Source organism: Mesorhizobium sp. M7A.F.Ca.US.010.02.1.1 (genome assembly GCF_004023085.1).
Classification (GTDB): domain Bacteria; phylum Pseudomonadota; class Alphaproteobacteria; order Rhizobiales; family Rhizobiaceae; genus Mesorhizobium.
In genome coordinates, this window is record NZ_RZRV01000002.1 from 63,754 (window position 1) to 79,347 (window position 15,594).

12 protein-coding genes are annotated in these 15,594 nt (G+C 62.7%); 1 reads left to right on the forward strand and 11 read right to left on the reverse strand.

Annotated elements, in window-relative coordinates:
- Positions 1-40: 40 nt before the first annotated feature.
- The 11 genes from EOA19_RS02235 to EOA19_RS02285 all read right to left on the reverse strand — a co-directional run bounded on the left by EOA19_RS02235 (position 41) and on the right by EOA19_RS02285 (position 13,985).
- Positions 41-2,008, reverse strand: a complete 1,968-nt coding sequence (locus EOA19_RS02235; protein ID WP_023808991.1) for a hydantoinase B/oxoprolinase family protein — start codon at positions 2,006-2,008, stop codon at positions 41-43.
- 3 nt (positions 2,009-2,011) lie between these two features.
- The gene (locus tag EOA19_RS02240; protein WP_023808992.1) at positions 2,012-4,039 is read right to left on the reverse strand and encodes a hydantoinase/oxoprolinase family protein; all 2,028 of its coding nucleotides are present in this window, start codon (positions 4,037-4,039) and stop codon (positions 2,012-2,014) included.
- Between the two features lie 103 nt (positions 4,040-4,142).
- On the reverse strand, positions 4,143-5,123 hold the full coding sequence (locus tag EOA19_RS02245; protein ID WP_023808993.1) for a helix-turn-helix domain-containing protein: 981 nt from the start codon (positions 5,121-5,123) through the stop codon (positions 4,143-4,145).
- 234 nt (positions 5,124-5,357) lie between these two features.
- Positions 5,358-5,603, reverse strand: a complete 246-nt coding sequence (locus EOA19_RS02250) for a hypothetical protein (RefSeq protein ID WP_245486035.1) — start codon at positions 5,601-5,603, stop codon at positions 5,358-5,360.
- A 38-nt stretch (positions 5,604-5,641) separates the two neighbouring features.
- Positions 5,642-6,976, reverse strand: coding sequence for a sorbosone dehydrogenase family protein (locus EOA19_RS02255; protein WP_128302553.1), 1,335 nt, complete (start codon positions 6,974-6,976; stop codon positions 5,642-5,644).
- A 37-nt stretch (positions 6,977-7,013) separates the two neighbouring features.
- Positions 7,014-8,096 (reverse strand): c-type cytochrome, encoded by a 1,083-nt coding sequence (locus tag EOA19_RS02260; protein WP_128302554.1) that lies wholly within the window; start codon positions 8,094-8,096, stop codon positions 7,014-7,016.
- On the reverse strand, positions 8,096-8,716 hold the full coding sequence (locus EOA19_RS02265) for a cytochrome c oxidase assembly protein (RefSeq protein ID WP_245486037.1): 621 nt from the start codon (positions 8,714-8,716) through the stop codon (positions 8,096-8,098). The genes EOA19_RS02260 and EOA19_RS02265 overlap by 1 nt, the downstream gene beginning before the upstream one ends.
- A complete protein-coding gene (locus EOA19_RS02270; protein ID WP_127294296.1) occupies positions 8,713-9,087 on the reverse strand; it encodes a hypothetical protein in 375 nt (124 codons plus the stop codon). Before EOA19_RS02270 ends, EOA19_RS02265 begins: the two co-directional genes overlap by 4 nt.
- 7 nt (positions 9,088-9,094) lie before the next feature.
- Entirely contained in the window at positions 9,095-11,623 is a 2,529-nt protein-coding gene (ctaD, locus tag EOA19_RS02275; RefSeq protein ID WP_128302556.1) for a cytochrome c oxidase subunit I, read from the reverse strand.
- Positions 11,620-12,597 carry a cytochrome c oxidase subunit II gene (coxB, locus tag EOA19_RS02280; protein WP_245486038.1) on the reverse strand — a complete coding sequence of 326 codons (978 nt, stop codon included), beginning with the start codon at positions 12,595-12,597 and terminating at the stop codon, positions 11,620-11,622. Before coxB ends, ctaD begins: the two co-directional genes overlap by 4 nt.
- A gap of 419 nt (positions 12,598-13,016) precedes the next feature.
- Positions 13,017-13,985 carry a LysR family transcriptional regulator gene (locus EOA19_RS02285; RefSeq protein ID WP_128302557.1) on the reverse strand — a complete coding sequence of 323 codons (969 nt, stop codon included), beginning with the start codon at positions 13,983-13,985 and terminating at the stop codon, positions 13,017-13,019.
- 131 nt (positions 13,986-14,116) lie between these two features.
- Between EOA19_RS02285 and EOA19_RS02290 the strand changes: the two genes are divergently transcribed.
- Positions 14,117-15,550: an amidase gene (locus tag EOA19_RS02290; RefSeq protein ID WP_128302558.1), complete on the forward strand. Its 1,434-nt coding sequence runs from the start codon at positions 14,117-14,119 to the stop codon at positions 15,548-15,550.
- Positions 15,551-15,594 lie beyond the last annotated feature (44 nt).

The window sequence follows — 15,594 nt, forward strand, 5'->3', positions numbered from 1 at the left end:
ATCGAAAAAACAGATAACTCTGCGGCGTGCTCTTTGGCGCTCAGGCCCAGTGAGCGACCGTGCGTTTCTCAAAGCTCTCACGGAACTGGGCGGTGGTTTTGGGGAGGAGTTCGCCAGTCTCCCAGTCGAGGATCACGGCATAGTGCCGAACCGCATCGAGCGTATCGATCTCGCCGGAGCGATATTTGCGCGCGACCTCCTCAGGATCCATGCGTGCCCAGTCCTTCCGTTTCGCCCGGATGTCGGCACGGCAGGCTTCGGTTGCCGTCCCGTCGATTTCGTACTGGCACAGGTCGCGGTCGATTTCGCGGATCACCACGCCGTAGTCAGTCTTGGCGCGCTCCAGAGACACGTAGTCGTCGATCACGTCCTCCATCACCTTGCGGGGCTCGCGCTGCAGTGGATCGCCGAAACCGCCGCCGCCGGCCGTCGGACGAGCGAACTGGTCGCCTGTGTGGACGGAGTAATCGGAGAATACGGAGCCGAGCCAGATCTCGGTCTCTTCTCCGGCGCGCTTCATGGTCAAGCCGTGGGGCATCGACGGCAGGCCTCCTTCGACACCCCAGACGACAGCGCGCTCGCGGTCGCAAATATAGGACATGACGGCATTTTCAGCCTCAAGCAGCAAGGAGGTCTTCTGCACGCCGACGCCGCCCCGCCATTTGCCAGGCCCGGCTGAATCCTGCTTGATCTGGAACTCGACCGTCCGAGTCGGATTCACCCGTTCGTTGCCTTCGTTCGGTTGCGACATCAACCCGGTTCCGAAGCAGGCGGTGGTGACATCGGCACCATCCTTGCCGTTGCGCCCGCCCCAACCGCCCGGCAGCCATTCGTAGAACATGAAGATCGGCTTTTCGGGTTTGCGCGCGTCCCGTCCCCCGGCCAGCAGATATTCGAGGTTGAAGGCGCAGGCGATAGCGCGTTCGGGCATGATCTTCGACCACATCTCGAAGATCGCGTTCATGATCTTTTCGAACGGCATCAGGAACCCGGTCACCGCCACCGGCCATTCCGCACTGACGATGCTGTTCTTTGGCGCAGTCACCTCGATCATCCGGTAAAATCCGCTGTTGAGCGGGAGGTCCGGAAAGAAGGTTTTCATGCCGGCGACCACGGCCGAGAAGGTCGCGCCCGGGGCGGAATTGTACATCGAGGCAATGGTCGAATGGCTTCCCGTAAAGTCGTAGTGGATCGTGTCGCCCTTGATCGTCATCTTGATGCGGATCGGGATCATGCCTTCGCCGGCACCGAGATCCCGGTCGATGTAGTCGACCGTCTCCCAAGTGCCGTCGGGCAGCTCCGCGAGACGCTTTCGCACGGCACGTTCGACGTAGTCCTGAACCTCCTCCATCCCGCGCATGACCTGGCCGCGTCCGTACTTCTTGACCAGCCGCAACAGTTCGCGCTCGGCGGCCTGCGTCGCCTGCGCCTGGGAATGGATGTCGCCAATGATCGACGCGGGATCGCGCGTGTTGGCCGCGATCATGTTGGCGACGTCGGAGCAGAAGCGGCCGCGCTGGAAAAGGCGCAACGGCGTGATCCGCAGGCCTTCGCGAAACATGTCGCGGGCGGTGACGTCGAAGGAACCCGGCACCGAGCCGCCGAGATCCGACCAGTGTCCGTTCGACTGGGAGAAGCCGATCAGTTTGTCTTCATCGAAGATCGGTCGGACGAGCCGAACATCGCTGAAATGCGTACCGCCGGCATAGGGATCGTTGATAGCGTAGACGTCACCGGGTGCCATATCGCCTTCGAAGACCCGGATCACCTCCTTGCATGTGTTGTGCAGTGTGCCGACATGGACCGCGATGTCGTAGTTGCCCTGGGCAACGGAGTTGCCATCGGCGTCGTGCAGGGCGTTCGAAAAGTCTCGGTTGTAGATGACGAAGGAATAGCAGGTGCGAAGCATCTGTTCTGCCATCTGGTCGACGGTGGTGATGAAGGAGTTTTTCAGCACCTCGAACGTTACCGGATCGAGGCCAGGGCTCGTTTCAATCAGCTTTGTCATGTCTCAGCCTTTCGTTACGATGAGAATGTTCAGGAAGTCGTCGACGGTGGCGCTCATTCCCGGCGGAACCACGGTGGTGGAATCGAACTGTTCGACGATGGCGGGTCCCGCAAAGGCAGCGCCGGCGCTGAGTTGGTCGCGTTCATAGACAGCCGCATCATGAGATACGCCGTCGAACCAGACGCCGCGGCGGCCGACCGGCTGTGGCTTGTGCGGCAAGACTTCATGCCGCGGCATCTCGGCTTTCGGTACGATGCCGATCGCCTTGACCGCGATGCGGAAGATCGACACCGGCGCCTCTTCGCGGCGGTAGTTGAACTCGCGTTCGTGCTCGTTGTGGAATGCCTCTATCAGCGAGCAGATGCTCTCGATCCGCGCCGGGGCTGACACCGCGAGTGAGCGCCACTGGCCCTGGTACATCATCTCGACCGTACGCTGCAGCGCCATGTCTTCGCGCGCCACGCCCTCATGGGTCAGGCGCTCAACCGCCTGTTCTTCCATCAGAACAAAGGCCGTCTGCATCTCGGCGGGCGAGACCGTCGAAGCATCGGCCATGAAGCTTTCGGAGAAATCATGCTGCACGTCGACGAGAAGGCAACCGAGCGCGGAGGTGACGCCAGGATTGGGCGGCACGATCACGGTTGGAATCGAAAGCTCCTTCGCCACGGCCGCTCCGTGCAAAGCGCCTGCACCGCCGAATGCGACGAGCGCAAAGTCTCGTGGGTCATAGCCCCGGCTGATGGAGAGAAGCCGGACGGCATTGCCCATATTGGCGTTGGCGACGGCGATGATCGCCTCAGCCGCCTGGTGGAGTTCCATGCCGAAGGGTTCCGCCACCGTCTCCTGAACCGCCTGGGCGGCCAGAGCGGGGTCGAGCGTGATCTTGCCGCCCGCAAGGCTGGTGCCGAGACGACCGAGCACGACATTGGCATCAGTGTTGGTGGCGGTGCGGTTGCCATTCTTGTAACAGGCCGGGCCCGGAAAGGCGCCGGCGGACTGCGGTCCGTTGCGCAAGCTGCCGCCCTCGTCCTGCCATGCCAACGAACCGCCGCCCGCGCCGATGGTCAGCACCTCGATGGAGGGGAAGCGGATCGGATATCCGAATTCGATGTACCAGTCTTTTGTGATGCGCGACTCCCCGTTCCATGCGAGCGAGACGTCGGTGCTGGTGCCGCCCATGTCGAAGCCGATCGAGTTCTGGAAGCCACAGAGATTTCCGATGAAGCGGCTTGCGATCGCACCGGCGGCGATGCCCGATCCTGCGAGCCGGGCTGAGAAATCCCTGACGCTTGCGGGTGTCATGACCCCGCCACCGCTGTGCAGCAACAGGAGATCTCGCTTGTATCCGGCCGCGGCAAGCTTTTCTCCGAGACGCGACACGTAGTCGACGACGACCGGGGCGCAGACGGCGTTGGCCATGGTGGTGGAAAAACGCTCGTGCTCGAAGATTTCCGGCATCACCTCCGAGGAGATCGAAACCGGCAGATCCGGCATGGCCTCCTTCAGAATCTCACGCATGCGGCGCTCATTGGCGCCGTTGACATAGGAGTTCATGAAGCAGACGGCGATGGACTTGACCTGCCGTTTCACGAGAATTTCCGCGACGCGGTGAGCGGCCTCTTCGTCCAGTGCTTCCAGGATCGTGCCCTCGGCACTGACCCGTTCCCGGACCGTCAGCCGGTCGCGGCGCGGGATATAGGGCTTGGCGACATCTTTGTAGGTGTCCCAGAGGTCTTCCTTGTTGGCGCGGCGGATCTCGACAACATCACGGAAACCCTCGGTGCAGACCATTGCGGTGCGTGGCAGGCGGCGGGTGATCAGCGCATTGGTGGCGACCGTCGTACCATGAGAGAACAGCGTCACCTCCGAAAGATCGATGCGGCCCTGCTCCACGCCATTCATGATCGCCTGCATGGGATCGTCAGGCGTGGAGGCGGTCTTCTCGATGCGGATCGCGCCGCTATCTTCGTCCATGATGCAAATGTCGGTGAAAGTCCCTCCGACATCGACGGCAACTCTTATTCTGCTCATGACAGTTCCTTCGCGGGATATTTGCGGGCAAGGCCCGGCTTTCGCCGCCCTTGCCGGGGCGGCGTCGCAATAGATTATGGGAATCGGCCCGGATTTCGCCGGTCTAGTGCCGCTCTCTTGAGGTCGAAGCGCGGCCTGCCCGGTTCGCTGCTTCGCGACGGGTATCAGTCGGTGCGCAACCGAACCGCGTCCGGTAGTGCTTGCAGAATTGAGACTGGTCGGCAAAGCCCCAGCGGTAAGCAATCTCGGCAACGCTGCTGATGTTGGTCACCGACATCAGTTCCTCGGAGCAAAGTTCAAGCCGGGCGTCGCGGATGAAGCCGTTGATCGACTGGTTGCTGTCCTGAAAAAGAACCTGCAGGTAACGCAGGGAAATCCCGCAGGCATCGGCCACCGCCTGCGGGCCGAGGCCGGAATTCTTCAGATTGTCGCGAATATACTGCTCGGCACGATGCAAATGGCCGGCCCGGATCGACGAGATGCTGCTGTCCAGCACGCGATCGTCGCTCACGATCGACAGGCACAGCATTTCCAGGATGTGCCTGCCCATCATCTCACGAGCGACTTCAGTGATCTCATCGACATGGCCGATCGTGGTTCGCACCGTGTCAAGGAAGAGCGCGGCGACGCCTTGGGTTGCGTCGAAACTGAGCGCACTGAGCCGTTCGGCAGACCCGATCCGCGCCCGAACGCTCGACGACGGCACCTTCAGGACCCACAGCGCGTTTGGCTTACCGTGCCAGAATTCGTAAGGCGCATCTCCCCTCTCAACGAGGAAGCCCCCCGGACCGCAATTGACGGTCCTCGACCCTTGCGAGAAATTCACCTCCGACATCTCCGGGATGGTGATGAGCAGGCTGGCGTCACGTTCGTTGAGGAAGTGGCGGCGATGGCGGCGATAGCTTACGGCATCGCAGCGCATTTTAGACACGCTGACGAGCCCAAGCGAGAAGGTTTCCAGCGTGCCTGAAAATTCACGACGGTTCCGATACTCGGTGTCGAGCGGAAAATAGGCTTCGGTAACAGCGGCTTGCCAGGCATCACCGCCTGTGGGACCGCCGATCGTATCGACGACGTATTTCATTCCCCGACCTTTCTGGTTGGCCCCGGTTAGCCCGGTGTTTTTCTGAAGATTACAGGAATCCGCCGGCGCGTATTGGTCAAAAACGAATAAACTTATGTGGCCGTTTGGCCCAAGGGCCGGAGCTCGCGACGGTTTCAATTATCGTCACGGTCCTGGTGTGCAGTTGATCAAACCAGCCTTGGGCGCGCAAACCGCAAGCCAACTTGGAGCCATGCATTCTTCTCGCACACTCATTCAGGATAAGTTGGCCAGCGCCGGGATCGCCGCCATGTTCTGTGCCAGGCCGACGGTCACCGCCGCCTCGGCCAGTTCCTGCGCACCCTTCACCCCGAGGATCTTGAGCGCGATGTGGGCAGCGGACGCGTCTGGTGGCGCCGCCAACCAGACCGAGCGCCATCGGCATCTCGATCGTCCCCCGAGAAACCCTGTTTCGCCAAAAATGGTGACGATCCGCTCGGCTCCTCGGTCGTTTTGGCCCATGAGCCCAACCCTTCCACGCGCCGAAGCAACGCGCCGGCCTAGTCGGCCGCCGGGATAATCCGCCAAATCTTGTTGCCCACATCATCCGCGATCAGCAATGCGCCAGTTCGGTCGATGGCGACGCCAACCGGACGGCCGAATGCCTTGTCATCGTTGCTCAGAAATCCGGTGAGCACGTCCTGTGGCGGCCCCGACGGCTTGCCGTCGGCAAACGGCACGAAGATCACCTTGTAGCCGCTTCGCGGCATGCGATTCCATGAACCATGCTGGCCGACAAAGGCGCCATTCTTCATGTGCGGGCCGAACAGGTCGGCGGTGTTGAAGGTGAGCCCAAGCGACCCGGTGTGCGCCCCGAGTGCGTAGTCGGGCACGATCGCCTTGCCGACGAGGTCCGGACGTGGTGGCTGCGCCCTGACATCGATGTGTTGGCCGAAATAGCTGTAGGGCCAGCCGTAGAAGGCGCCATCCCTGACCGATGTCATGTAGTCGGGAACGAGGTCGCTGCCGATCTCGTCACGCTCGTTGACGACCGCCCAGAGTTCCCCGCTTTCAGGGTTCCAGGAGAGGCCGTTCGGGTTGCGCAGACCCGACGCAAAGAGCCGCGTCTGCCGCGTCGCGAGGTCGATTTCGTGCACGGCGGCGCGGCCTTCTTCCTCCTCCATGCCGTTTTCGCCGACATTGGAGTTGGAGCCCACGGTGGCATAGAGCTTCGTTCCGTCCGGACTGGCAATGACGTCCTTGGTCCAATGGTGATTGCGGCCGGCCGGAAGGTCGACGATCTTCTCGGACGGAGCAGTGATCTCGGTGGTGCCGTCGCGATAGGGGAAAGTGACGACCGCGTCGGCATTGGCGACATAGAGCTTGCCGTCGAGCAGCGTCATGCCGAAGGGCGAGAAGAGGCTGCTGAGGAGGGCTGTCCTGGTCTCAGCCACGCCATCGCCGTTCTCGTCGCGTAACAGCGAGATACGGTTGGCGCTCCGCACCTCGGCGCCAGCCCGGCTCTGGAACAGGTTCATGAACCAGCCACGTATGGAAAAACCTTCGTCAGGTTTTGGCGGCGCGTTGCTTTCGGCGACCAGCACGTCGCCATTGGGCAGCACGTGCAGCCAGCGCGGATGGTCGAGGCCGCCAGCGAATTCGTTGACGGCGAAGCCTTGGGCGGCGACCGGCATCTTGCCTTGGGGCCAAGGGGTCGCCTCGGCAACGTGGACCGTGGGTATCCAGGTCGGATTGGGTTCGGCGAGCGTCGGGTTTGGACCGTAGGTCTGCTCGATCGGAACGGTGGCCTGTTCGCGCGAGAAGAAGAACAAGCTCGCCCCCGCGATTACGACGAAGGGGACAATAACGAGTAAAACGCCGAGAATTTTTCGCATCAGATATTCCCGAGATTGGGACAGTGACGTAACGCCATCAGGGCGTTCCGGTTGCGGCGGCACGCGACATTTGCGCGAAATAGGCGGCCAGTGCGGCAATATCTTCGTCCGAGAGGTTTTTAGCAGCGTTGCGCATCAGATGGGCGAAGCGCGTGCCGCTGCGCTTTTCCTCGCGGAAAAGCTCGAGCTGGGTCGCAATGTATTTGGCGGGCTGTCCGGACAGTTCCGGATAGATGGGGTTGCGGTCCGGACGACCGTGGCAACCCAGGCATGCCGGAACGTCGCGCTCCGGAATGCCGCGTCGCGCGATCTCATCGGCACGCGCGATCCGGGCACGGTCCGGTTGCATCGACGTTGCAGGCGCAGGCAGCGCGGAAAAATGCCGCGCGAGATCGGCGAGGAGTGCAGGGTCGACAGCGGTGACAGAAATTCCCATGACACCGCTCTGGCGGTGGCCGGCAGCGTAGGCTCTCAAACTTTCAAGAAGATAGGTTTCGCGCTGAGAGGCCAAGACGGGCGTTGCGGGGCTCCGGCCGAGCCCATCCGTGCCGTGGCAGCGGGTACAGTCGGCGAGTGCGCGTTCGAGGCCTCGTGTTTGGCCAGTCGGCGGTTCGCTACTGCCATAAGCAAGGTCGCGCCACCGCGCCTCGTCCATCATCGGCAGTTCGCGCAGGAAGGCGACCATCGCCCAGACTTCATCGTCGCGCTGCTGCGTCGGCCAGGCCGGCATGCCGGTGAAGCGCACGCCGTGCTGGACGATGCGGAAGAGTTCGGCGTCCGTCCATTCGCCGACCTTACCGACAAGGTCCGGCGGCTGCGGCAGCATCGCAAGGACGGCGGGCGATCGCGGTTCGCCGGGCGCGCCGTGGCAGATGGCGCAGCCGCGCGCGAAATGGCCGGCAGCCGGCTGAATAGCGTAGCGCGGCAGCTCGTCCGGCACCTTGACCGTGAGTGCGTATGTCCGTACGGCCGAGCGCATGGCGAAGTGGAGGAACCACTCGGTCACCTTCCAGTGGCCGGTCGAGGCACCAACGTTAAAGAAGCCGATCCAGGTCGCGAAAAGCACGGCGACCGGCAAAATCGCCAGGCCTATCGCCAAGTGTTTCCAGTTGACGTGCATCAGCCGGCCAGCCTCTCGGTTTTGCCGCCTAGGAGCCTGGCAAGCAGGAAGACGCCTCCAGCGAGGTAAGCGGCAGCGCCGATCATCAACATGATGATGCCGCCGAGCGCCTGGTCCTGTCCCGCCCCGAGCACGAGGCCGAAGCACGTCACATCGCCGAGGCCATAGAGCGGTCGCGAGGCGAGCGAGAGCAGCGCGCCAAGCAACGTCATGTGGATGGAGGTCAGGAGCAACGCGAAGGCGCCGGCAGCGTCCCTAGCCGGCGCATCGGAATTGCGCGGCGCCACGCACGTCAGCCACAGGAACAGTCCGGCGCCAAGGAAGGACACCTGCTCGATCATGGTGGCGATGGTCGATGTCTCGGCCCACTGGCGCGCAGCCGGCGCATGCCAGCCCCAGACGACAATCAGTTCGACGAGAGAGGCGATAAGGGGAGCGGCGGTGGCCACGGAGCGTATCGTCCTGGCAATACCGATCGCGATCAGCGGCGCCGCGATCGCGACGACGCCCATGTGGGCAAGCATGTGGGCCGCGAACGAGCCACGCCACGCATCGAGCAGCGGTCCCGCCCAGACCAGCGCGAGGGTGACGAAGCCCAGCAACAGGCTTGCCGTCCTCATGAGGAGCATCCGTCGATGAAGAGCAGCGGCAGCGCCACGTAGAGCACGGCGACGAAGCTCAGGCCGCAAAGCAGCAGCGTGGCAAACCCCTGGAAGAGGTTGCGGTCCGTCGCTGTGGGATCGTCGTGCGGCGGATCGTTCGTGCCGAAGCCCCACTGCCTCCAGGCGAGCCACCCGGACAAGACGATCATCGCGAGTGCCGCCAGCGTCATAGCCACTATGCCAGCCTGGACGACAGCGAAACCGAGGTCACCGCGCTTTGCACACCAGATTGCGGCCAGTGCGTAACAGGCGAGGAAATGTCCGGCCCAGATCACGGGCGCGGTGAAGAGCGTCCAGAGCGTTTCGACCTCTTTGGGAATGATGCGCATCACCGTCTCACATCGCTTCAGGGAAAAGGCCGATGACGGCGAAGGTGATGACAGCGGTGATCGCCATAAAATGCCAGTAGAGCGCGACGTTGTGCAGTTCCATGTCGTGCTCCCGCGTCAGGCGACCGGCGAGGCTGCGCGCAAGGCAATAGAGCTGCATGACGGATCCGACCGCGGCATGAGCAAGCGCCCAGATGACGAGAATCCAGACGATCGCCGGATAGACATGCGCGGTCGGCTGCATGTCATGCTGCCAAGGTCCGGCAAAACCGGCTGCAGAGGCAGCAAGCGTCAGCAGAAACGCGGCAACAAGCGCAACGCGTGCGCCGTCGATCCACCCGCTTGCGTTCAGTCGGCGCGCACCAAGCATCGCGACCCATGCGGCGACGAAGAGAGAGAGCGCGATCATCGGCCACCGCATACCGGGACCCGGCTGCCCCAGAGTGAAGTCGGGATGGATGGTCCAGTAGAAGAAATAGCCGAAGATGAGGCTGGCGAAGGCAGTTCCGTCGCCAACCATCGTAATGAACATCGCCCACCAGCCAACAGAATCCGGGCCGGAGGCATAGAGCGGCAAGCGCAGTCCAAGGCCGACATCCTTGGTCTTCTTTTCCGGGGTTTCGCCGGTGCCGGTCCAGAGCCACCACAAAATGGCAGAGAGCGTGCCGATGCCCGACAATAGGGCAAGGATCCAGAGTTCGAAGGTGAGCGCGACGAAGACGCCGCCGAGCAATGCGGCCGAGATTATTGTGATCGTGGTTGATGTCGCCACGCGCTGGCACTGCAGCGGATGGGCGTCGAGCACCGAGGTGATGAGCGTCTCGCGGCGATTCTCCTTGGCACTGCGAAGATAATAGGCGCCCTCATTGACCTTTTGCATCAGATCCGCCTGGTCCCAAAGCGGATACCGGCTCTCGATGATCGGAATGGATCGAACGCCCCAGTTCTCCTCGGGCTCGTTCAGCCATTCGAGCGTGCCCGCCTTCCACGGATTCTGCTCGCTGCGAGGTTCGCGATGCTTCGGCCGTACAACATCGAAGACAACCACCAGCACCCCTGCCGCGAAAACATAGGCGCCGATCGTGGAGATGAGATTCAGCCAGTCCCAACCGATCCCCTCGGGGTAGGTGAAGACGCGGCGCGGCATCCCGCGCAGGCCGCTGAGATGCATCGGAAAGAAGGCGACGTTGAAGCCGGCAAACATCAGCCAGAAGGCGGTGCGCCCGAGACGGGGCGAGAGCATCCGCGCATTGATCAGCGGGTAGTAATAGTAAACGCCGGCGACCAGCGGGAACAGCATTCCACCGATCAGCACGTAATGCAGATGTGCGACGATAAAATAGGTATCGTGCGCCTGCCAGTCGAACGGCACGAGCGCGACCATCACGCCGGTCAGCCCGCCGATGACGAAGATAGCGAGCCCGCCGGCGCCAAACAGCATCGGCACCGAGAAGATGACACGTCCGGCCAGCATGGTGGCGATGAAGACGAAGATCTGCACGCCGGTTGGAATCGCGACCGCTTCCGAGGCGGCCGAGAAGAATGCCAGCGAGATCTGCGGCAGGCCGGTCGCGAACATGTGGTGGACCCAGAGGCCGAACGATAGGAAGCCGGTGCCGACAGCGGCAAGCACGATCCAGGAATAGCCGACGATCGGACGTTGCGAAAAGGTTGGCACGATCATCGCCATCAGCGCGATGGCGGGCAAGAAGATGATGTAGACCTCGGGGTGCCCGAAGATCCAGAACAGGTGCTGCCACAGCAGTGGGTCGCCGCCCCGCGTCGGGTCGAAGAACGGCCAGTCGAACATGCGCTGCATCTCAAACAAGATGTCGCCGGCGATCAGCGGCGGAAAAGCGAATAGGATCATGCCCGCGACGATCAGCAGGTACCAGGCGAACAGTGGCATTAGGTTGATGCGCATGCCCGGCGCGCGGCACTTCATGATGCCGACGATCAGTTCGACCGCCGCAGCAATGGAGGCGACTTCGATAAAGGAGAGGCCCAGCAGCCAGATGTCGGCACCAATGCCGGAATATGCCTTGTCAGTGGCAAGAGGCGGATACATGAACCAGCCTGAAGAGGGAGCGGCGTCGAAGAAGATCGAACCGCAAACGAAGACACCGCCGATCAGAAAGCTCCAGAAGCCGAAGGCGCCGAGACGGGGAAATGGCAGTTCACGCGCACCGAGCATTGGCGGCAGCAGAAAGATGGCGACGGCCTCGAAGATGGGCACGGCAAACAGGAACATCATCACGGTGCCGTGCAGCGTGAAGGCCTGGTTATAGAAGTCGGCAGAGAGGAAATTGTTTCCCGGAACCGCGAGTTGCGTGCGCACAAGAAGCGCCAGCACGCCGCCAAACAGCATGAAGGCAAAGGCCGCACCCCCGTACCAGAGGCCAACCTGCGTATTGTTGACCGAAGTCCAGTAACGCCAGCCGATCGGCGTCTTCCAGACGAGGCGCAGCTGTTCTTCCTCGATCTTCTCTGCGGAGGGCAAGGCGTTTCGCTTGATGCGGGCTTTGAGGGTTGTCATTCGAGCCCCTTCAGCCAGGAGGCGATTTCGGCGATGTCCTGTTGGGGCAACATGTTGAAGTCGGGCATCTTCGAACCCGGCTTGATCAAATGCGGATGGGCGATGAAGCTACGAACGGCCTCATCGTCGGTGGGCAAAACGCCGGCACCAATCGTTCCCCGCGAACCCATATGCGAGAGATCCGGGCCGACACCACCCTCAGCTTGTGTGCCCGCAACGCGGTGGCACGCGCCGCAGCCGTTGCGAAGGAATATGTCGCGTCCGGGCAAGGATGCGCCGGGCGAAGGGTTCGCCCGCACAGCCAGCCATTCCCGGAAGGCAGCGGGCTGCATGGCGACGGCCGTGAAGGTCATCAGCGCGTGCGAGGTCCCGCAATATTCCGCGCAAGGGCCGCGGTAGGTGCCAGGTTTGGTAGCCAGCAACGAGAGCCGATTCACGCGACCCGGGATCATGTCCATCTTGCCACCGAGCGCGGGAATCCAGAAGGAATGGATGACGTCGGTGCTTTTCAGCAAGAACTCGACGCGCTCGCCAACCGGCAGCCTGATCTCGTTGGCGGAAAGAATAGGAACTCCGCCGTCAGCCAGGTGGTAGGCGACCCGCCACCAGAATTGCTCACCAGTCACTTCGATCCTGAGACCATTGGCTTCGCCGGCTCGTGCGAAAGGTCTCAGTCCAGGCATCAACCAAAGCGCATAGCCTAGCAAGAGAAAGAGGAGTAGCGAAGGAATGGCTGCCCCGCCCCAGAAAATCAGCCGGCTTGCAATACGCTCGTCTATGGGAGTGCGCTCATGACGTGTCGCGTGGACCAGAAGACCGATGACCGTCAGCCAGATAAAACCGCCAGCAATGGCCATGAGCCAGAAAAGGTCAGCGATCTGGCGCGCTTCCTCTCCGGCCGGATCAAGCGCCGACTGGGCTCCCGAGCAGCTGGAACAGGTTCCCAAGCATAACCACAGCGCGAGCCAGCGCACCGCAGCGAGTTTCGTAATCCGGGCGCTTGTGCTTGGAACTGTTGACGAATCTATCCCTCCAATCGATGCCCTTGCTCACAAACGCGCCCGCAACCGAGTGGTTGCGCCAAAACTTCAGTTTAGCGGCAATGGCCAGTGCTCATGCAATCTACGCGCCGGTTTCGTCATTTGTCGCGCCGGTAGGCGATTTCTTGCACTTTGCGGCGTTCGACGGCGTGCCCAAGCCGTCTCGAAAAGTGCCGTCTCCGCTCCAACCTGCGAGCAGGCGACTGAGCATTGGTGCGGGTGAAAACGTGGGCGCGCACCGAAGAGTTGTCGCCGGGCCGCCCGTCGATCTCGAACACCTCGATCAGGAACCCGCACCTCCGGCGCGGTTGCAACGCCAGTCCTGTAAATGTCCGCAACGCCAAGGGGGCGGCTCAGCCATCCTCCCTGGCGACCAGTAGAAAAGGTTCGCGCTCCGGCGTCGTCACCGAAAAGCCCGAAGGGCCCACCGCGCTGAAAAAGCGATGGAACATGTCGATGAAGACACGCACGAAGAGTGGCTTTGCCGAACCGTACATGTCAGCGACGATCAGCGTCGGTGGCGGCAGTTCATCGAGGATTGGTCTTCGAACGATCTCCTCGCCATCGGCGGTGGCGCGACCGATCGGCCGCATGTTGAGGACGGCCATGCCGAAGCCGGATGCGACGGCCGAGCGCACCGTTTCGTAGGAGCGCGTGCGAAAGCGCACCTCCGGCCGTTTCGCCAGCACGTCGAACAGGGTCAGGAGATAGGTCGCCGTGTGCGGCAGGTCGAGCAGCACCAGCGGCCGTGCCGCCAGTTCCGCCAGCCAGATGCCGTCGCGCGCGGCAAGGGGATCGTCTGCATTGAGCACGGCATGCGCCGGTACCTTGCAGATGCGGGTGACGCTGTCGATACCGATTGGACCGATGTCGTAGAGAATGGCCAGATCGATCTGGCCGGCGACAAGCCGTTCCTGCAACTGGACCTGGTCGGCCTCGACAAGGTCGATCTCGACATCGCCGACGTTGTCGAGGTAGCTGCGCAGCATCTCCGGCATGAACAGCGCGCCGAACGGCTCGAAGCAGCCGATGCGCAGGACCTTCGGCACGCGCCCGTTGAGGTCTCCGATCGACCGGTTGAACTCCGTTTCCGCCGCCAGCATGATGCGGGCGGCGGCGACGAAGCGTTGGCCGGCCGGCGTGATGGAGACGCCGCGCGCCGGCCGCCTGTCGAAAATGCGCGCCCCCATCCCGGCCTCGGCCAGAGTGATCGCCGCGAGGATGGAGGATTGCGAGATGTAGAGCGATCTGGAGGCCGCCAGCACGCTGCCCAGGCGGGCGACTTCGCAGACATAGCGCAACTGCCGAATGGTCAGATTCATGGCTCTTTGTTACATTAAATAGCGAATATTCCCCACAACAATACATTTTATGGTGATGAAAAAACCCGCCAGATTGCCCGGGCTGACAAGGCTGCCGGAAGAGCGGCCATGAAGTGAGGGGTTCGAACTGCATGCCGAATGGGCTGTCTCCCATTGCCGACGCCGATGATCTATGCCGCCTGGCTGCTGCGGAGCTTAGCGCCGCCTACCGCGCTGAATCGCTGTCGCCCGTCGAGGTGACGCTGGCGGCGCTGGATCGCGCCGAAGCGATCAATCCGCTTTTCAACGCCTTCACCATGATCGACCGCAAGGGTGCGATCGAGGCCGCAGGTGCTTCCGAGAAACGATGGCGGGCAGGCGAGCCGCTGTCGGCGGCCGACGGCATACCGACGACGCTGAAGGACATCGTCTGGGTCGAGGGCTGGAGCGTGCGTTACGGCAGCAGGACGACGACTTCCGCCGCCTATGACAAGGATGCCCCCGCCGTTGCCCTGCTGCGCAGAGCGGGTGCGGTCTTCATCGGGCAGACGACGACGCCCGAATTCGGCTGGAAGGCGATTACCGACAGCGGCCTCTGCGGCATCACGCGCAATCCCTGGAATGCGCAAAAGACTCCCGGCGGTTCCTCCGGCGGAGCGGCGGTGGCCGCCGCCACCGGCGCCGGCGTCTTCCATCTCGGCACCGATGGCGGCGGCTCGATCCGCATTCCGGCCTCGTTCACCGGCATCGCCGGATTGAAGCCGACCTTCGGTCGCGTGCCCGCCTATCCGTCCAGCGCGTTCGGAACCGTCGCCCATATCGGACCGATGGCGCGGACAGCACTCGATCTTTCCGTCATGGCCGGCGCCATGTCCGGCCGCGATATCAGCGACTGGCAGCAAGGCGTGGGAACGCTGGCGCCGCTTGGTCGGATCGAAGAAGTTTTGCGGGGCGCCCGGATCGGCTACTGGTCGAAGCCGCCTTCAGGAGCGCTGGATCCCGGGATCGCCGCCGTCGTCTCCCACGCCTTGGCGTGTTTCGACGCCTTCGGCGCGACGGTCGAGCCGATTGACCTTCCCGGTGGCGATCTCCTCGATCTGTTCCAGCATCACTGGTTCACCGGCGCCGCGGCGCGGCTGGCGCTGGTTCCGCCGAGCGAACGGGCGGGCATCGATCCGGGCTTCCTGGAGATCGCGCAGGCTGGGGCGGCGTTCGACGTCCATACGCTCGTCGCCGCACAGTTGGAGCGCGCCGAATTCGGCGCCGCCATGGACCGGCTGCTAGACGACTATGATTTCATCGTTTCGCCGGGGACATCGATTCCAGCCTTCGACGTTGGCCTTGAAGTGCCTCTGGGCAGCGGCCTCTCGCGATGGATCGAATGGGCGGCGTTCAGCTACCCGATCAATCTCAGCCAGCAACCGGCCTGCGTCATCCCTTGCGGCATGACCGAGGCGGGCCTGCCCGTCGGCTTCCAGATCATCGGCGCGCGCGGCGACGATGCCCGCGTGCTTTCGGCGGCAGCCGACCTGGAAGCCGCTTTCGTGCCCATGACCCACGCGTTTCGCCAGAAAGATCTGGTGTGAAAGATTTCGCATGAAGAAAAGACTCTAACCAACGCCAAAAGGGG